Source organism: Paraburkholderia phytofirmans (assembly GCF_046028095.1).
Classification (GTDB): Bacteria; Pseudomonadota; Gammaproteobacteria; order Burkholderiales; family Burkholderiaceae; genus Paraburkholderia; species Paraburkholderia phytofirmans_A.
Window position 1 is genome coordinate 101,152 of sequence record NZ_JAQQDJ010000005.1, and the last position, 17,451, is coordinate 118,602.

The 17,451-nt window shown below is 64.1% G+C and carries 15 protein-coding genes and 1 pseudogene; 7 read left to right on the forward strand and 9 right to left on the reverse strand.

Going from position 1 to position 17,451, the window contains the following annotated elements; translation table 11 throughout:
- The first annotated feature begins 144 nt into the window (after positions 1-144).
- On the forward strand, positions 145-1,497 hold the full coding sequence (locus PQR54_RS16305) for an LLM class flavin-dependent oxidoreductase (RefSeq protein WP_408247368.1): 1,353 nt from the start codon (positions 145-147) through the stop codon (positions 1,495-1,497).
- 206 nt (positions 1,498-1,703) lie between these two features.
- Here PQR54_RS16305 and PQR54_RS16310 read toward each other — a convergent pair whose 3' ends face one another.
- From PQR54_RS16310 to PQR54_RS16335, 6 genes are all read right to left on the reverse strand, one after another.
- Entirely contained in the window at positions 1,704-3,785 is a 2,082-nt protein-coding gene (locus PQR54_RS16310; RefSeq protein ID WP_408247370.1) for a family 2A encapsulin nanocompartment cargo protein cysteine desulfurase, read from the reverse strand.
- The gene (locus tag PQR54_RS16315) at positions 3,760-4,692 is read right to left on the reverse strand and encodes a family 2A encapsulin nanocompartment shell protein (protein WP_408247372.1); all 933 of its coding nucleotides are present in this window, start codon (positions 4,690-4,692) and stop codon (positions 3,760-3,762) included. The genes PQR54_RS16310 and PQR54_RS16315 overlap by 26 nt, the downstream gene beginning before the upstream one ends.
- A gap of 112 nt (positions 4,693-4,804) precedes the next feature.
- The gene (locus PQR54_RS16320; RefSeq protein WP_408247374.1) at positions 4,805-5,080 is read right to left on the reverse strand and encodes a helix-turn-helix domain-containing protein; all 276 of its coding nucleotides are present in this window, start codon (positions 5,078-5,080) and stop codon (positions 4,805-4,807) included.
- Entirely contained in the window at positions 5,077-6,054 is a 978-nt protein-coding gene (gene epsC, locus PQR54_RS16325; protein ID WP_408247376.1) for a serine O-acetyltransferase EpsC, read from the reverse strand. The genes PQR54_RS16320 and epsC overlap by 4 nt, the downstream gene beginning before the upstream one ends.
- Positions 6,055-6,097: 43 nt before the next feature.
- Positions 6,098-6,565 (reverse strand): rhodanese-like domain-containing protein, encoded by a 468-nt coding sequence (locus tag PQR54_RS16330; protein ID WP_408247378.1) that lies wholly within the window; start codon positions 6,563-6,565, stop codon positions 6,098-6,100.
- 199 nt (positions 6,566-6,764) lie between these two features.
- Positions 6,765-7,013, reverse strand: a complete 249-nt coding sequence (locus tag PQR54_RS16335; protein WP_408247380.1) for a hypothetical protein — start codon at positions 7,011-7,013, stop codon at positions 6,765-6,767.
- A 276-nt stretch (positions 7,014-7,289) separates the two neighbouring features.
- On the opposite strand from PQR54_RS16335, the pseudogene PQR54_RS16340 reads away from it, so the two are divergent.
- Positions 7,290-7,886: pseudogene (locus PQR54_RS16340) on the forward strand (nitroreductase family protein).
- Positions 7,887-7,934: 48 nt separating this feature from the next.
- Here PQR54_RS16340 and PQR54_RS16345 read toward each other — a convergent pair.
- A complete protein-coding gene (locus PQR54_RS16345; RefSeq protein WP_408247382.1) occupies positions 7,935-8,129 on the reverse strand; it encodes a hypothetical protein in 195 nt (64 codons plus the stop codon).
- A 548-nt stretch (positions 8,130-8,677) separates the two neighbouring features.
- On the opposite strand from PQR54_RS16345, the gene PQR54_RS16350 reads away from it, so the two are divergent.
- From PQR54_RS16350 to PQR54_RS16370, 5 genes are read left to right on the forward strand one after another with little or no spacing between them, the layout of a single operon-like run.
- Positions 8,678-9,883 (forward strand): LLM class flavin-dependent oxidoreductase, encoded by a 1,206-nt coding sequence (locus PQR54_RS16350; RefSeq protein ID WP_408248057.1) that lies wholly within the window; start codon positions 8,678-8,680, stop codon positions 9,881-9,883.
- A gap of 55 nt (positions 9,884-9,938) precedes the next feature.
- The gene (locus tag PQR54_RS16355) at positions 9,939-11,000 is read left to right on the forward strand and encodes an ABC transporter substrate-binding protein (RefSeq protein WP_408247384.1); all 1,062 of its coding nucleotides are present in this window, start codon (positions 9,939-9,941) and stop codon (positions 10,998-11,000) included.
- Between the two features lie 39 nt (positions 11,001-11,039).
- A complete protein-coding gene (locus tag PQR54_RS16360) occupies positions 11,040-12,671 on the forward strand; it encodes an ABC transporter substrate-binding protein (RefSeq protein WP_408247386.1) in 1,632 nt (543 codons plus the stop codon).
- Positions 12,672-12,709: 38 nt separating this feature from the next.
- On the forward strand, positions 12,710-13,759 hold the full coding sequence (locus PQR54_RS16365) for an aldo/keto reductase (protein WP_408247388.1): 1,050 nt from the start codon (positions 12,710-12,712) through the stop codon (positions 13,757-13,759).
- A 2-nt stretch (positions 13,760-13,761) separates the two neighbouring features.
- Positions 13,762-14,619 carry a MetQ/NlpA family ABC transporter substrate-binding protein gene (locus PQR54_RS16370; protein WP_408247390.1) on the forward strand — a complete coding sequence of 286 codons (858 nt, stop codon included), beginning with the start codon at positions 13,762-13,764 and terminating at the stop codon, positions 14,617-14,619.
- Between the two features lie 77 nt (positions 14,620-14,696).
- Here the strand turns inward: PQR54_RS16370 and PQR54_RS16375 are convergent, their stop codons facing one another.
- Both PQR54_RS16375 and PQR54_RS16380 read right to left on the reverse strand, forming a co-directional pair.
- Complete coding sequence (locus PQR54_RS16375) at positions 14,697-16,412, reverse strand: ABC transporter ATP-binding protein (RefSeq protein WP_408247392.1); 1,716 nt, start codon at positions 16,410-16,412, stop codon at positions 14,697-14,699.
- A 56-nt stretch (positions 16,413-16,468) separates the two neighbouring features.
- Complete coding sequence (locus PQR54_RS16380) at positions 16,469-17,440, reverse strand: ABC transporter permease (protein WP_408247394.1); 972 nt, start codon at positions 17,438-17,440, stop codon at positions 16,469-16,471.
- Between the last annotated feature and the right edge of the window lie 11 nt (positions 17,441-17,451).

A 17,451-nucleotide genomic window follows, 5' to 3' on the forward strand; every position in this document is an offset into this window, starting at 1 on the left:
AGCGCGGGCAAGCCTTAGTCTTTGCCGACATATCGATGCCCGAATTCGTTAGTGGCCGCGCATGAGCGCCTATTCGACAATTGGCGCGTCGGCCAGATGCATACGTTCCTTCGTTGCCGGCCCCTCCCGCATTCGAAAAGACCCATGAGAACCGCCCCGCCCCGTCAGCTTCATCTGAATGTCAATATTCTCCACTCGGGTTTTGTCCCGTCCGCGTGGCGTACCGAAGATGCGGACCCTCGCGCCTTCGTCGATATCGCCCACTACGTTCGCGTCGCGCAAATCGCCGAAGCGGCGAAATTCGACGCCGTGTTTCTCGCGGACAATGCATCGATCGCCGATCAGATCGACTTTCGCCCCATCACGGCGCTGGAGCCGACCGTCCTGCTCGCCGGCATTGCTTCCGCGACCACGCATATCGGTGTGATCGGCACGGCATCGACGAGTTACAACGAGCCGTATAACATCGCGCGGCGCTTCGCCACGCTCGATCATCTCAGCGCGGGCCGTGCCGGCTGGAACATCGTGACGACCGCCGATCTCGGCTCGGCGCGCAACTTCGGCCGCGAGGCGGTGCCCAATCACGCTGAACGCTATGAGCGCGCCGCCGAATTCACCGAGGTCGTGAAGGCGCTGTGGGACAGCTGGGAAGACGACGCTTTTATCGGCGACAAGGCGAGCGGCCGCTTCATCGACGCGGCGAAGGTGCATCGCATCGAGCATCGCGGCAAGTACTTCAGCGTCGACGGTCCATTCAATCTGCCGCGTAGCGCCCAGGGGCATCCGGTATTGATTCAGGCGGGCGGCTCGGCGGACGGACGCGAGCTGGCTTCGCGCCACGCGGAAGCCGTGTTCTCCGCCTCGCAGTCGTTCGACGAAGCGGCGGCTTACGCGCGCGAACTGAAGTCGCGCGCCGCGGCCCTGGGACGCGGCAACGACGCGATCCGTGTGCTGCCGGGTCTCACCACCATCATCGGTGCAACGGAGACCGAAGCACTGCGCCGTCGCGATGAACTGGTCGATCTGATTCCGTGGACTTACAGCCTCGCGCGGCTGGCCGGCATTCTAGGCGTGAACGTCGAGCGGCTGAAGCTCGACGAGCGTCTGCCGGACGATCTCTCGCTGCCCGGCGGCGGCAACGGCAATCACACGTTCTTCCATGCGACGCTCGCTCAGGCACGTACGAACGGGTACACGGCGCGTCAGTTGATCCGAGCGCTCGCGGGCGGTGGCGGGCATCGCGTCGTGGTCGGCACGCCGGAGCAGATCGCCGACGATATCGAACACTGGTTCAAGGGTGGCGCCGCCGACGGCTTCAACCTGATGCCGGATGTCCTGCCGGGCGGCTTGCAGGACTTCGCCGACGGCGTGGTGCCGCTTCTGCAACAACGCGGCATTTTCCGCACCGGGTACGAAGGGCGCACACTGCGCGAACACTTCGGGTTGCAACAGCCTGTGAGCCGCCACCTTGAAGCGCGAGAAGCGGCCGCCGTGTAAGCGCGGCCGCAGCGTCGTTCATGAACGCACGCTGAGGTGGTTCTTCGTTAGAAGAACAGCAGCGAGCGCAATTCAAAGCTGGCGGGCGCAAAGTCGCGTCGGCCACGGCGATCGTTTGGTGAATCGGATTTACCCAAGGTCGGAGCGCCCGAAGCGCCGCTCGAACAGGATGAGGAAGCGGCGGCCAATGTGGCCGCCGCTTATCGTCAGCGTCGTGAAGACAGCCGTCGCACCACCGACACCAGCGCGTCCACTTCATCACACGTGTTGTAGAACGCGAGCGACGGACGCACGGTGGCTTCGACGCCGAAGCGCCGCAAGATCGGCTGCGCGCAGTGATGCCCCGAGCGCACGGCGATGCCCTCTTCGTTCAGCGCCTGCCCGACTTCCTCGGTTTCGTAGCCTTTCAGCACGAACGACAACACGCTGGCCTTGTCGCGTGCCGTGCCGATCAGGCGCACACCGGGCACCGGTTGCAAGACGCTCGTCGCATACGCCAGCAGATCGTGCTCATAACGCGCGATATTCTCGATGCCGACGCGCTGAACATAATCGATAGCCGCACCCAGGCCGACCGCATCGGCGATATTGCCCGTGCCGGCTTCGAAACGATTCGGCGGCGGCTGGAATACGGTGCGCTCGAACGTCACGTCCGCGATCATGTTGCCGCCACCCTGCCACGGCGGCATATCTTCCAGAATCGCGCGCTTGCCGTAGACCACGCCGATGCCGGTCGGGCCGAACACCTTGTGACCCGAGAACACGAAGAAGTCCGCGTCGATGGCCTGGACGTCCACCCGCATGTGCGACACCGACTGCGCACCGTCGACCAATGCTTTCGCACCGGCGCGATGCGCCAGCTCGACGATTTCCTTGACCGGCACGACCGTGCCGAGCGCGTTCGACACCTGCGTGACCGAGACGATTTTCGTGCGGTCGTTGAGAAGCCGCCGGTATTCGTCGAGCAGAACCTGGCCGCTGTCGTCGACCGGAATCACGCGCAGCTTCGCACCGGTTTGCGCGGCGAGCTGCTGCCACGGCACGATATTGGCGTGATGCTCGAGGTGCGAGACGATGATCTCGTCGCCCTCGCCGACATGCTGCACGCCCCACGTTTTGGCGATCAGATTGATCGCCTCGGTGGTGCCGCGCACGAAGATGATTTCCTCCGGCGACGCCGCGCCGATGAAACGCTGCACCTTGCTGCGCGCGGCCTCATAGGCGTCGGTGGCGCGGCCGGCCAGCGCATGCGCCGCCCGGTGGATGTTGGAGTTTTCATGCGCGTAGAAGTACGCGAGCCGGTCGATCACCGCCTGCGGTTTGTGCGTGGTCGCGGCATTGTCGAACCACACCAGCTGACGGCCGTTGACGCGCTCCTGCAGAATCGGAAAGTCGCGCCGAATCGCATTCACGTCGAACGGCGGATGCGCTGACGGGCCCGCGTGCGGCACGCCATCCGCCGCAGCGGGCGTCGGCCCAGGAAAACGCGAGGACGGCGCATTCAGATCCAGAAAATAATGCGGGCTGCCCGTGTGCTGCGCCGGCGTCGAAGGCGGTGCCGCGTGCGAGATGGACTGACGGTCGTACGGGAAGCGTTGTTCGGCAAGCGGCTGGTCCACTGCGGGCAGGCCGAACGATTGCGCGCTCACCTCGTTCCAGACCGGCACGACGATATCCGGCGACGCCACCGACGTGCGAGGCTGCCCCGATTCGCCGAGAAAATAGTACGGCGATGCGGATGCCGGCGCCGCAACTGACGAGGGCGCCGCACCACCCGCGGACGGACGCTGTGCACCATGCGCCTCGGGCACACCGAGCGCGGCTCCGCCAAAGCGCGGATCCAGTGCGGGCGCGACCGTCACCACGTTATCCGGCAAGCCGTTCGCAGCCGTTGCATGCGGCCCCAACGCGGGCGCGCGATTGCCCAGTGAGAGCACATGCGTCGGCGCCGCGGGCAGCAGGTTGCCACCCGGCAGGTGTCCTTGCGGCAACGCCGCGCCGGGTACACCCGTGCCCGTGCCGCCAGGACCTGCGAGCGGCGAGCCGGCCGGAGCCGGATTGCCGATCTCGCTGGTCACGGGCGCCGTGAACGGCAGCGTGCCGGCCACACCGGGCGTCGCGCCCGCGTGCGAAGCATTGCCCGGCAACGCCGAGAAGAACGCATTGGCGAGCGACGCCAACGTCGCCGGATCGGGCAATCCCGCAGGCAAGCCCCCAGGCGGACCGGTCGGCACATCGTGCGGCAGGACGCTGTCCATGGGCTTACTTGTAGGTATCTGGGTAGTCATGGTACTTGCCGATCTCCACGTCATCGAGAACTGCCAGCGCGTCCGGCGAATGCACCGCGAGCGAGCAATAGAGCGAGATCAGATACGACGCGATCGCATGATTGTTGATGCCCATGAAGCGCACCGACAACCCCGGACCCTGCTCGCCGGCCACGCCCGGCTGGAACAGGCCGACCACGCCCTGGCGCTTGTCGCCCACGCGCAGCAACAGGATCTTGGTCTTGCCGTCGGCAACCGGCACCTTGTCCGACGGAATCAGCGGAATGCCGCGCCACGTCAGGAACTGCGAACCGAACAGGCTGACGGTCGGCGGCGGCACGCCACGGCGCGTGCATTCACGGCCGAAGGCGGCGATCGCGAGCGGATGCGTCAGGAAGAACGCCGGTTCTTTCCAAACCCTGGTCAGCAATTCGTCGAGATCGTCCGGCGTCGGCGCACCGGTCAGCGGAAACACGCGCTGTTCGTCGGCCACATTCGCGAGCAGGCCGTAGTCCGGGTTGTTGATCAACTGGCTTTCCTGCAACTCCTTGATCGTCTCGATCGTGAGGCGCAGTTGTTCCTTGATCTGATCGTGCGGGCTGCTGTACAGATCCGAGATCCGCGTGTGCACGTCGAGCACCGTGCTGACCGCATTGAGGAAGTATTCGCGCGGCTGCTCTTCGTAAGGCACGAAGGTGCGCGGCAGGATGCTTTCATCTTCGCGCGCGGTGCAGGCTGCCTTCACGGCTTCAGGATTCTTCACCTGGTTCAGACGATAGATGCCTGCCTCGACCGGCAGCCATTGCAGCAGATGCGTGAGCCAACGCGGCGTGATCGTGGCGAGTTGCGGAACGGTTTTGGTGGCATTGGCTAGTTGCCGTGCTGCGGTATCGCCGAGCGCCGTCAGGCCGCCCACTGTTGCTGTCATCTAAAAGCTCCAGGGTTTGATAGAAGAAAAACGGGAAAGCTTATGAGCGAAAGAGATTATCGGGAGGGGACCCCGCCCCTTCAACATGCTATAGACGGCGGCAGAAGATCCGCTAACTCGCGGGGATGGGATCGGCACGCGCGGGACGCACGAAACCGGCGACATCCGCGCCGTCTGAAGACGGATTGAGCAGGCGTTCGATCGGCACCTGAAACGCGCGGGCCAGCTTGTCGACCGTGACGATCGACGCAATGGCGGAGCCGCGTTCGATCTCGCCGACATAGGATCGGTTGAGTCCGGCGTGCTCGGCCAGTTGCTCCTGAGACCACCCGCGCGTCTCGCGAAGACGCCGCACGGCAGCGCCGAACTCCCTGACGAGTCCGCTCATCGCGCGGCTCCCGCCGCGACAGGCTCAGCGCCTGCATGAAGGCGCGGTGTGCGGTCGAGGCTCGCGGCAGCGCCCGTGCCTTCGTTGCGCGACACGGCCTGCGTCACATGAGAACCCGGCGCCACGTCCTGGGTCAGCCACACGTTGCCGCCGATCACCGAGCCCTGTCCGAGCGTGACGCGTCCGAGGATCGTCGCGCCCGCGTAGATCACGACATCGTCCTCGACAATCGGATGACGCGCGTGGCCTTTCTCCAGATGACCTTGCGCGTCGCGTGGAAAGCGCTTCGCGCCCAACGTGACGGCCTGATAGAGACGCACCCGTTGGCCGATCACGGCCGTTTCGCCGATCACTACACCCGTTCCATGATCGATGAAGAAGCCGGCGCCGATCTTCGCGCCGGGATGGATGTCGATACCGGTTTGCGCATGCGCGAGTTCGCCGACGATCCGCGCCAGCAGCGGCAGACCCAGTCCATAAAGCTCGTGCGCGAGCCGGTGATGAATCATCGCCAGCACGCCCGGGTAGCACAGCAGCACTTCGTCCACGCTGCCCGCCGCGGGATCGCCGTGAAACGCCGCCAACACGTCGCTGTCGAGCAGGCTGCGAATCGCCGGCAAGTGCGCTGCAAAAGCGCGCACCGCGATCTCCGCCTGCGCCTCGATCGTGGCCGCGGGAGGCGGTTGATGCCGGCTGCGGTAGTGCAGTTCCAGCCGCGCCTGACTCAGCAGCGCGTGCAGCGCGGCGTCGAGCGCATGCCCAACATAGAAGTTTTCGCTTTCCTGACGCAGATCGGGTGGCCCGAGCCGCATCGGAAAGAGCACCCCTTTGAGCGTATCGACGATCTCCGCGAGCGCCTCGCGCCCAGGCAATTCGCGCCCGCCCGGTTCGAGCGAGCGCTTCTGCACTTCGCGCCATTGCTGACGGACCGTCTGCAGCGCCTCGACAATCTCATCGACATCAAACACAGCCACCGCGGTTACTCCCCTTAAAGTGCAGCGTGGACGAACAGGTTCTTCAGTCCTGAATCCACGGCAGCCCGTGAAAACGCCAACCATTGCTGGCGCCGCGCCGCTGCGCGTCGTCCAGCTCCCCTTCAAAGCCTTCCAGAACATTGAAAACCTGCGTAAAGCCGGCCTTCGCGGCGGCTTCGGCGGCCAGCGCCGAGCGGTTGCCGCTGCGGCACAGCAGCAGCACGACCGCGTCTTTGCCGGTTTTGGCTTCCAGTTCGCGGACAAAGCGCGGATTGCGCGTCAGACTGGTGCCGGTCGCCCACGCGACATGCACGCTGTCCGGCACGAGTCCGACAAATTTGCGTTCTTCGGCGGTGCGCACGTCCACCAGCACGGCATCGCCGGCCTGGACGAGCGCCCACGCATCCTGCGGCGGCACGCCGCCCGCGTAAGGCAAACCGGCATCGGCCGCGCGGGAGCGGGCGGCTTCGAGCAGCGCGTGGGTGGGTCGTTCTGCGAGTTCAAGCGTCATGACGTCTCCTTCGATATCGCGCGAATTCTTACGCGCTGGTTCAAGGCACCGGCGAAAGCAACCGCCTATAGCCATCAGGAGACACTATGAAAGAGACACGGCCGAAGCCGAACCAATTAATTGTGATTTCTAAAGAAGCATCGGTTTGGTCGCTGCGGCTCGACACTGCCCCGCTCCACGTCACCGTCAGCCGCGAACCTCATTCCGGCGGGATCTCGAGCGGCACGACAAACATGCCCGCGGTGTATTCCATATGGAAATAACCGCAGCGTGCGTAGGCCGCGATGCGTTCGAGCCGCTCGGGCGACTGCGCACCGTGGCCGAGCCCGGGCCTGTCGAAGCTGGCTTGATCAGCACTAACGCTCGCATGCTTTGACCATTGCATCTGTAGCGCGCGCAGCGGATGCCGAAGTCCAACCGGGAACAGGGTCGTGGAAAGCGTGGCCATACGGCCTCCGTCGATTCATGGCTATACGAACGAATCTAGTGGTCCGCAAAAAGAAGTGCAAACAAGCTTTTATGGATTGGTTTTCGGAAAACGCATCAGACGCTAATCACGTGGGATAGCCGGCCTTGCAATGTCGAATCCATGCCGGAATAACGTTGCGAAAATAAATCGGTTCAGTCGCGCAGTGCGCTCCGATAAAGTGATCCGGCATCGCGAGAGGCGTCCTTGCGCCTCAGGCTCACGCGGCGAATTCATTCTTCCCAGGAGCATCCACATATGACGACATCGAACGCACGTACCGCCGATCATTCGATCGACCGGCAATTCCTCGACCGCTGGTCGCCGCGCGCTTTCCGTGCTGATCCCATTCCCGAAGCAACCCTGCTGACGCTTCTCGAAGCGGCGCGGTGGGCGCCTTCTTCCTATAATTCCCAACCATGGCGATTCGTCTATGCAAGACGCGATACGCCCCATTGGGAACAATTCCTCGGATTCCTCAACGAATTCAATCGAAGCTGGGCGAGACACGCCGCGGCCATTGTCATCGTGCTGTCGAAGAGCACGTTCACGCCGCCCGGCGGCGCGGCGGAAGTCCCCGCGCCGACTCATTCGTTCGACACCGGCGCCGCCTAGGGCTACCTTGCGCTGCAAGCCAGCCTCTCCGGATGGCATGCGCACGGCCTGGCCGGCATAGAACGCGAAACGATCCGCCAGGCGCTCGGCGTCCCGGACGTTTATTCGATTGAAGCTGCTATCGCGATCGGCCGCGCGGGCGACAAGGCATCGCTGCCGGAAGCGCTGCAGGCGCGCGAAGTACAGAGTCAGCGCACGCCGCTATCCGTCATTGCGTCGGAAGGGCGGCTCGCGCTCTGACGGAAGGATTCGCGCCGGCGCGCGTCGATGCGCGCCTGATACGCTCCCTCAATGCGCCCGAACCAGCAACTCGTAGCTCGCGTCCTGGTTCGCGGTCGACTGCCGTGCGCGGCCCCAGCCGACTGCGCGCCGGTAGTGCCCGAACAGCGTGGCGGCGATCTGGCCGGCCTCGCCGCCGCCTCGCGAGCGCGCACCGCATCGAGCGCGTTGCGCGGCGGCGCGGCGCCGCGCACGCGATACCACAGTGCATCGAGACGCGACAGCGAGTCATCGAGCAGATCGCCCCTGGTGTGCCGACGGCAGGACGGCGTGATTGAACACGAGGCCGGGTAACGCGAACGCAGCGTTGTCGGCGCAATCTTCCGGCGTTCGATCGGTCAGCGGCGTTAGCGCAGGACTCCGGCAACTGATCGGGGCTTGTCATTGGCGAATCAAGTATCGCGGCGCCGAGGGTCTATCCAAACCAACTAATTTCTCTTTGCTTATTTGTTTCATCGCGCTGACCTAGCGAGTGCGAATGATGCTCAATAGTCTTTGTAGTCGCTACGAAAACTCCGTAAATATCGAAGCAGGATTGTCGTTATGACATACGGACAGCGCGCAATGACAGCATGAGTAATCAGCGCCTGGCACCACGCCTGGCGCCTCAATTGGAAAGCAGAATTAGTTGTTTGGCATTGCCAATCCTCGCGTGATTTACTGCGGATCCCAGCCTGCTCCATCGGAGCCACGCGCTTTTACGCCCGCTCTCACGCCGATCCGCACGGACCATCACTGTGACTCACTCAACTCTGGCTGCGCCCTCGCCCGCATCGACGACTTCCGCCGAAGCTTCGCGTCACGCTTCACCCTTCGTTCCCGTTCGCTTACCCACCACATTCGCGGATAGCCCCGTATCGCGCGCCTTCGAACAGCCCCTGCTGCTCGGACTGTTCCTGCCGATTCAGGCCGGCGGCTGGAGTGCGTCGACGCTGCCGCGCACCACCGACTGGTCGTTCGACTACAACCTCGCACTGGTGCAGAAGGCCGAAGCGTTGGGATTCGATCTGGTTTTCGCGCTCTCGCAATGGCTGCCGAAGGGCGGCTACGGCGGCGTCTTCAACGGCGAGGCGCTGGATTCGTTCATGTCGCTCGCCGCCATGACCGCGCGAACCGAACGCATCGTTCTGGTGGCGACCAGTCACGTGCTCTATGGCCCGTGGCATCCATTGCACTTCGCCAAATTCACCGCCACGCTCGATCACATCTCGAAGGGCCGCTGGGGCATCAATGTCGTCACGGGGCATCGTGCCATCGAGCACGAGATGTTCGGCTGGCACCGTATCGAGCATGACCGGCGCTACGAACTCGCAGCCGAGTTTCTCGACGCCGTTCAGCAACTGTGGGCGCAACCGGAGAATTTCAGCTTCGCGCCCGAGCTTTCGACGTGGAAGCTCGATAAAGCTTTTGTGACGCCGAAGCCACGCTATGGGCGTCCGCTGCTCGTGAATGCGACCGGCTCGGATGCCGGCATCGAGTTCGCTGCAAAGTACTCGGACGTGGTTTTCATTACGAGTCCGGCCGGCTCGGAAATCGAAGCGGCATTGGGCGCGTTGCCCGCACACACGGCGCGCGTGAAAGCGGCCGCCGCGAAACATGGCCGCAAGATTCGCACCCTGATCAATCCGATGGTGATCTGCCGCGAAACGGAGGCGGAAGCACACGCGTATCGCGACGCGATCGTGGCGCACGGCGACGAAGGCAGTTTTCATCGTTTCGACAGCGACGCTCATGCATGGCGCGGCAATGCCGAACAACGCAATCAGGCCGCCGCGCGCGCGGTAGGCGGCAACATCTCGATCGTCGGCTCGCCGCAGCAGATCGCCGATTACATCGTGCGGCTGCATGAAGCCGGCGTCGACGGCGTGCAATTGAGCTTCTTCGATTTTCAACCGGACCTCGATTTCTTCGGCGAACGCGTGCTGCCGTTATTGCGCGAAGCGGGTTTGCGGTACTGATCGACAGCGGACCTATCCCCGAATAAACCGGCGAAAACAAACACAAGGTGATCCTATGAGCCGACTTTGGTATACGCGTTGCCCTGCCCCCACGCCCTTTGGCATCGCCGCGCAGAAAGGCTGGCTGGATGAAGAATTCGCGGCCGACGGAATCGACGTCAAGGCGCTTCAGGATGCCGACGACGTGCGAATCCGCCGCTCGCATTTCACGCATACGCAGCCGTGGTCGTTCCGCCAGGGCGGCAATATTCCCGCGCTGTGGGCGCGCGCGCAAGGCAGCGATACGCGCCTGATCGGCCTGAGCTGGGTGGACGAATTCCAGGCGCTGATCACACTCGACCGGCAACTCGACGCGAACCCGGCCGCACTCGCGGGACGCCGCTTCGGATTCCCGCTCAATACGCGCGCAAGCGTGGTCGACTTTCATCGTGCGACAGCTTTGCGCGGCTTCTCTTCATTGCTCGGCGCGCTCGGCGTGCAGCTCGAAGACATCGATCTGGTCGATCTGTCGCACACGCCGCGCAGCCTGGAAGACGCCAAACCGGCCGGCGACGCGCCGCTCGCCGACTGGCTCGACGCACAACGCCCGCACGAATTTGCCCGCGAGGCCGAAGCACTGCTGCGCGGTGAAGCCGACGTGGTGTTCGTCAAAGGGGCAACGGGTCTCGATATCGCGAACCTGCTCAATGCGAAGATCCTCGTCGACATCGGCGCACAACCCAATCGCGCGCTGCATGCGAATAACGGCACGCCGCGCCCGCTGACCGTGGACGCGCAGTTGTTGCGCGAGCGTCCTGATCTGGTCGAACGCGTGCTTGCGCGCACGCTGGACACCGGCGCATGGGCCGAACGTCACCCCGCGGACGTGGCACACTACGTGGCCCGCGAAACGCGCAGCGCCGAGCATTGGGTCGAGCGTGCTTATCCGGGCGGCCTGAGCCGTCAATTGACGATCGGGCTCGATCCCGCAGCGCTCGCCGCCCTCGCCGACTTCAAACAGTTTTTGTTCAAGTCGGGCTTCATTGCGTCGGATTTCGATTTCGACGCATGGGTCGATCCCGCGCCGCTTCATGCCGCGCTCGCCAGGCGACATGCGCCGGCGCCTTCCACCGTCTGAGCGGTCCCGCTTCCTTCTCTTTTTTTCGCCCATTCCACGATGACTCATGTCACATCGCCGGCGGCGCTACGCCGCCGCGGCAAACGCCTGCCTGGCAGCGCATTCGGCTTCGCGGTCACAGCCGCCTTCACATTCATCATCGCAAGCGCCGCTCAGCCGTCGCTGGCACAAACGCGCGGCGGCACGCTCAATTTCGTCGTCACGCCGGAACCGACCGCACTGGTCGACCTCGCGACAACGGCGACCAATGTCCTGAAGGTCAGCCCGAAAGTGGTCGAAGGGCTGCTCGAATACGACTTCAAGTTTCAACCCAGGGCGTCGCTCGCCACCTCGTGGGAAGTGAGCGACGACAGCCGCAAGTATGTTTTCCATCTGCGTCACGGCGTGAAATGGCACGACGGCCAGCCCTTTACGTCCGCCGACGTTGCCTACTCGATCCAGACGCTCAGACAGGTCCATCCGCGAGCCAGGACTACCTTCGCCAATGTCACCGATATCGCGACGCCGGACCCGTATACCGTCGTCATTACGCTGTCGAAGCCGGCACCGTATCTGATCAAGGCGTTTTCCTCATCCGAAACGCCGATTGTGCCGAAGCATATCTATGAAGGCACCGACGCGCAGACCAACCCCGCCAATAACGCGCCGATCGGCACCGGGCCGTTCCGCTTCGTCAAATGGGTCCGCGGCAGCTACGTCGAATACGTGCGCAACGACGACTACTGGGACAAAGGCAAACCGTACCTCGACCGCATCGTCGTCAAGGTGATCAACGATCCCGCTGCCCGTACCGTCGCTTTCGAGGACGGCTCCGTGGACCTGAGCGGCGACACGCCCGTGCCTCTGTCCGATCTCGAACGTCTGAAAGGCAACCCGAAGCTCGGACTCGAAACTCGCGGCTACGAATTCCAGGCAGGCGTGGCGCGTATCGAGTTCAATCTCGACAACCCGGTGCTGAAGAACCCGAAAGTGCGGCAGGCGATCGCCTCGGCGCTGGATCGCGAAGTCATTCGCAAGGTGATCTATTACGGTTACGCGACGCCGCTCGCGAGCCCGATCATTCCGTCGAGCCCCTACTACGATCCGGCGCCCACGCCCTATCCGTTCAACGTGGAGCGCGCCAACGCGTTGCTCGACGAAGCGGGCTTGCCACGCAAAGCTGACGGCACGCGTTTCGCGCTGACCGTCGATCCGCTGCCGATCGGCGATCTGCCCGCGCGCACCGCCGCTTACGTCAAGTCGGCATTGGCCCGTGTAGGTATTGCCGTCACCGTGCGCAGCCAGGATCTGCCGGCGTACCTGAAGCGCATCTACACCGACCGCGATTTCGATTTCTCCATCAACGGCATGAGCAATCTGTTCGATCCGGTGGTGGGCGTGGCGCGGCTCTACACGACCGGCAACTTCCGGCGCGGTGTGCCGTTCACCAACGGCTCGCATTACAGCAATCCGGAGATCGACCGGTTGTTCTCGCAGGTCGCCGAGGAAACCGACGAAGCAAAGCGCAAGCAATTGTTCTCGCAGATCCAGCGCATTCTCGAACGCGATCTGCCGGATATCAACCTCGTGTCGCCGCAATACCTGAGCGTCTACTCGCGCGCGGTGCACAACCATACGACCTCGCCGGACGGCGTGTCGGCCAGTTTCGCCGACGTCTGGTTGCAACGCTGAACCTCTTTCGATTCATCCTCACACGGAACCCGACTCACATGGAATACAGACAACTCGGCAAGAGCGGCATCAAGGTTTCGACACTGACGCTCGGCACGATGATGTTCGGCGGCCCCACCGACGAAGCGAGCGCCACGCGCATCATCGATCAGGCTCTGGAACAAGGCGTCAATTCGATCGATACCGCCGACGTCTACGGCAAAGGCGAATCGGAGCGCGTGGTCGGCCGCGGCATCGCCGCGCAGCGCGAGCGCTGGGTGCTCGCGACCAAATTCGCCAATCCGCTGCAGGCCGGCGACGTGAACGCGCGAGGCGCATCGCGCAAACACATCGTGCGGGCTGTCGATGCCAGCCTCGAACGCCTCAATACCGACTACATCGACCTGCTGTATATCCACCGCGAAGACCACGAGACGCCCGTCGAAGAAACCGTGCGTGCTCTGAACGATCTGATCCGGGCGGGCAAGCTGCGTTATTACGGACTGTCGAACCATCGCGCGTGGAAGATCGCCGAGTTCAGCCACACCGCGCAGGCGTTGGGGCTGGATGCGCCGGTGGCGAGCCAGCCGCTCTACAACATCGCCAACCGTCAGGCAGAAGCCGAACAGTTGACGGCCGCGCACCGCTACGGGCTCGGCGTGATTTCCTATAGCCCGCTCGCGCGCGGCGTGCTGACCGGCAAGTACGAACCGGGCGCGACACCCGGCGCGGACACGCGCGCGGGCCGCAGCGACCGGCGCCTGGAGCAGACCGAATGGCGTCCCGAATCGCTCGAACTGGCGCGGCGCGTGCGCGAGCATGCGCAAGCACGCGGGCTGTCGGCCGGGCAATTCGCGCTCGCGTGGGTGCTCAACAGCCGCTATATCAGTTCGACGATCGGCGGTCCGCGTACCGAGGCGCAATGGCAGGATTATCTGCCGGCGCTGCGCTATCGCTTGACGGCCGAAGACGAGGCGTTTGTGGATTCGCTCGTCACGAGCGGGCATCCGTCGACGCCTGGTTTCAACGATCCGGGGCATCCGTTTTTTGGGCGGATTGTGCGGCATGGGGCGACTCAGGATCAGCAAGCGCTGGTTCAGCAGGGATAGTCATGAACCTGAACCGCACCGCTGCTCCATCAACCATCCGACGCCGCCTCGCCGGCGCCTTCCTGCTGGCCGCCACGCTCGCCACCTTCACCGCCTACGCCGCCGACAGCGGCGGCAGCGCGCAGGAACTGCGTGTCGGTTTCGTGCCCGGCCCCTACGCGGACGAATTCAAGGCGGGTGTCGAACCGCAACTGCGCAAGAAGGGCTACGCGATCAAATACGTCGAGTTCAGCACCGGACTCGAAGCGAACCAGGCCGTCTACCGCGGCGAGATCGTCGCCGACGTGATGCAGCACGAGGTTTATCTGAAGTCGTATAACGACCGCAACGGCACTGATCTAGTCGGCGTAGTACAGGTGCCGACTCCGCCGATGGGACTCTATTCGAACAAGCATCGTTCGCTCGCGGATGTCAAAGCCGGCGCGCGCGTCGCGGTGCCGAACGATCCCGTCAATCTGGAACGCGCGTTGAAGATACTTCAGCGCATCGGCTGGATCAGGATCAAACCGAACCCGAATCCCGTCGACGTCACCGAGCGGGACGTGATCGCCAATCCGGCAGGCATCAGGATCGTGCCGCTCGAATCGGCGCAAGCGCCGCGCGCACTCGACGATGTCGATTACGCGGCGATTCAGGGCAATTTCGCGACCTTCAGCGGCCACAAACTGACCGACGCGCTCGCGCTCGAGGAAATGACGCCGCCGTATATCAACCAGGTCGTCGTGAAGGCATCGAATCGCAACGCACGCGCGACTCAGGATATCGTGCAGGCGTATCAGTCGGTGGAGTTCCAGCGTGCGATTCGCGGCAATCGTTTTTATGACGGCTTTCGATTGCCGGCGTACTTCGGCAACGAGTGAGAACGCCTGAAAGATGGCAAGGGCGGCATGAGCCGCCCTGCGCCGTCACCTTCGTGCGAAGAAGCGGCCCCGACAGATCAAGCCGCCTGCGCGTCGAAAGTCTTGCCCGGAATCGCTTCGAGCAACGTACGCGTATACGCATGCTGCGGCGCCCGCCAGATGTCCCGATGATGTCCGCTCTCGACAATGCGCCCCGCCTGCATCACATGCACCCGATCGGCGATATAGCGCACCACTGAAAGATCGTGCGAGATGAACAGATACGCGAGGCCGAGATCGCGTTTCAGATCGACCAGCAGATTAAGAATCTGCGCCTGAATCGACACGTCCAGCGCGGACACCGGTTCATCGCAGATCAGCAGATCCGGCTCGAGCACGAGAGCCCGTGCAATGCCGATGCGTTGCCGCTGGCCGCCCGAAAATTCGTGCGGAAAGCGGCCCAGCGCCGACGCAGGCAACCCGACCCGGTCGAGCATGGTGGCGATCCGCGCGCGACGCTGCTGCGCGTTGCCGATGCCGTTCACCACCAGCACCGTATCCAGAATCTCCGCCACCGTGCGGCGCGGATTGAGCGACGCATACGGGTCCTGAAACACCATTTGCACGTGACGCCGCAGCGGCCGCAATTCACGCTCGCCCAAGGGCACGAGATCGGTGCCACGCAAACGGATCGCACCGCTCGCTGTCGGCACGAGCCGCAGGATCGCTTTGGACAGCGTCGATTTCCCGCAGCCCGATTCGCCCACCAGCCCGATCGTCTCACCGCGGGCAATCCGCAGCGATACGCCATCCACGGCGCGCAGCGTGGTTTTACCGTGACGTTGCGGGTAGTCGATCCGCACGTCCTGCAGTTCGAGCAACGGCGCTTCACCGGCAGCCGCTTCACGCTGAGCGGGATCGACGTCCGCCACATACGGCCCGGTGCGCACGGAGCGCGGCACCACCGCGAAGCTCGGTTTGCCGTCGTCGCCGATACCGTGGCGGATTTCCGGCAGTTTCCAGCCGCGGTAATGCAGATCGTCCGCGAGATTCAGTGATGCGCCCAGCAGTCCGCGTGTGTACGGATGCCGCGCTTGCGTGAAGAGCCGCGCGACTGGCGCCTCCTCGACCTTCTCGCCGGCCAGCATCACCGCAACGCGATCCGCGTGCTTCGAAACGATGCCGAGGTCGTGCGTGATCAGCAGCAAGGACATGGACAACTCGCGCCGTAAACCGTCGAGCAGTTCGAGAATATGCGCCTGGATCGTGACGTCGAGCGCCGTGGTCGGCTCGTCCGCGATCAAGAGGCGCGGCCGGCAGGCCACCGCCATCGCGATCATCACCCGCTGCCGCTGACCGCCGGACAGCTCATGCGGATAATCGAACACGCGCCGCTGCGGCTCGGGAATCTGCACCAGCGCCAGCAGTTCGACCGCGCGTTTCCATGCGGCGGCTTTGGAGAGGCTCTCATGCTGCCGCAAAGTCTCGACGATCTGCGCGCCGATCGACAGCACGGGATTGAGCGATGTCATCGGCTCCTGAAAGATCATCGAAATCTGCTGCCCGCGAATCTCACGAATCTCGCGCGCCGACAGATCGAGCAGCTCGCGGCCGTCGAAGCGCAAGCTCCCCGTCACGCGTCCCGGCGTGGGCACGAGACGCATCAGCGACAGCGCGGTCGCCGATTTGCCGCAGCCCGATTCGCCGACCAGCGCCAGCGTCTCGCCTTGCGCGATATCGAAGCTCAGGCCGCGCACGGCGTCATGCGCGCCGAAACTGACGCGCAGGTCGCGTACTTCAAGCAGGTTTGCCACGGTGCATTCCTTGGGTACGTTGTCGGCCGATGCCATCGGCCAGGTGTTGGGTCCGCTCAGACGCGTTCGCGCAGGCGCGGGTTGAGCGCGTCGTTCAGGCCGTCGCCGAGCAGGTTCAGTGCGAGCACCGCGAGCACGATCGCCGCGCCGGGCACGGCGGTCAGATACCAGGCGGTGCGCAGCGAATCGCGGCCGGCGCCGATCATGCCGCCCCAGCTGACCACGTTGGGGTCGCCCATGCCGAGAAACGACAGCGACGACTCGATCAGAATCGCGCTCGCCACCATCACCGACGCAGTGACGATCACCGGCGGCAACGCGTTCGGCAATATCTCGCCGAAGATGATGCGCGCGTTGCTGAAGCCCTGGCTGCGTGCGGCGAGCACGAAGTCCGACTGGCGAAGCGTGCGGAATTCGGCGCGCACGATCCGCGCGACGGTCGGCCATGACGCAATGCCGATGGCGAGCGCGATGATCGTCACGCTCGGCCGGCCGATCGCGACGATCACGATCACCAGCAGAAACGATGGCACCGTCTGAAAGAGTTCGGTCACCCGCACCAGCACATCGTCGATCACGCCGCCGAAGAAGCCGCCCGTCGCGCCGACCAGCGTGCCGATCACGAGGCCGATTCCCGCCGACGCCGCGCCGATCAGCAGCGACACGCGCGTGCCGTGCGCGATGCCCGCGGCCACGTCGCGTCCCAGCGAGTCAGTGCCTAGCCGGTACAGCGGATCGACACCCGGCCATTCGAACGGCGCCGCCACCATATCGAGCGGATCGCCGGGAAACAGGTGCCCCGCGCTGAGCGCGAGCGCAATGAAGGTGCCTAGCAGGACGAGCCCGGCGAGCGCCGACGGATTGCGCAGCAAGGTACGCCACACGCCGCGCCCCGCCGAGGTGCGGCGCGCCGTAACCGCCGTGTTACCGCGGCGCAGACCGAACAGCGTACCGGTCAACTGACGCCGCCATGGCGATACTTCGGCATCGGGCGTCGTGGGAATCAGATTGGAAGAGTCGGAAGCCATGTCATCCTTCT

What these genes read in the sequence shown, in the direction of transcription:
- PQR54_RS16380 (WP_408247394.1), bottom strand. Translation starts at nt 17,440, where the DNA reads ATGGCTTCCGACTCTTCCAATCTGATTCCCACGACGCCCGATGCCGAA.
- PQR54_RS16330 (WP_408247378.1), bottom strand. Translation starts at nt 6,565, where the DNA reads ATGACGCTTGAACTCGCAGAACGACCCACCCACGCGCTGCTCGAAGCC.
- PQR54_RS16365 (WP_408247388.1), top strand. Translation starts at nt 12,710, where the DNA reads ATGGAATACAGACAACTCGGCAAGAGCGGCATCAAGGTTTCGACACTG.
- PQR54_RS16335 (WP_408247380.1), bottom strand. Translation starts at nt 7,013, where the DNA reads ATGGCCACGCTTTCCACGACCCTGTTCCCGGTTGGACTTCGGCATCCG.
- PQR54_RS16360 (WP_408247386.1), top strand. Translation starts at nt 11,040, where the DNA reads ATGACTCATGTCACATCGCCGGCGGCGCTACGCCGCCGCGGCAAACGC.
- PQR54_RS16370 (WP_408247390.1), top strand. Translation starts at nt 13,762, where the DNA reads ATGAACCTGAACCGCACCGCTGCTCCATCAACCATCCGACGCCGCCTC.
- PQR54_RS16310 (WP_408247370.1), bottom strand. Translation starts at nt 3,785, where the DNA reads ATGACTACCCAGATACCTACAAGTAAGCCCATGGACAGCGTCCTGCCG.
- PQR54_RS16355 (WP_408247384.1), top strand. Translation starts at nt 9,939, where the DNA reads ATGAGCCGACTTTGGTATACGCGTTGCCCTGCCCCCACGCCCTTTGGC.
- PQR54_RS16315 (WP_408247372.1), bottom strand. Translation starts at nt 4,692, where the DNA reads ATGACAGCAACAGTGGGCGGCCTGACGGCGCTCGGCGATACCGCAGCA.
- PQR54_RS16320 (WP_408247374.1), bottom strand. Translation starts at nt 5,080, where the DNA reads ATGAGCGGACTCGTCAGGGAGTTCGGCGCTGCCGTGCGGCGTCTTCGC.
- PQR54_RS16305 (WP_408247368.1), top strand. Translation starts at nt 145, where the DNA reads ATGAGAACCGCCCCGCCCCGTCAGCTTCATCTGAATGTCAATATTCTC.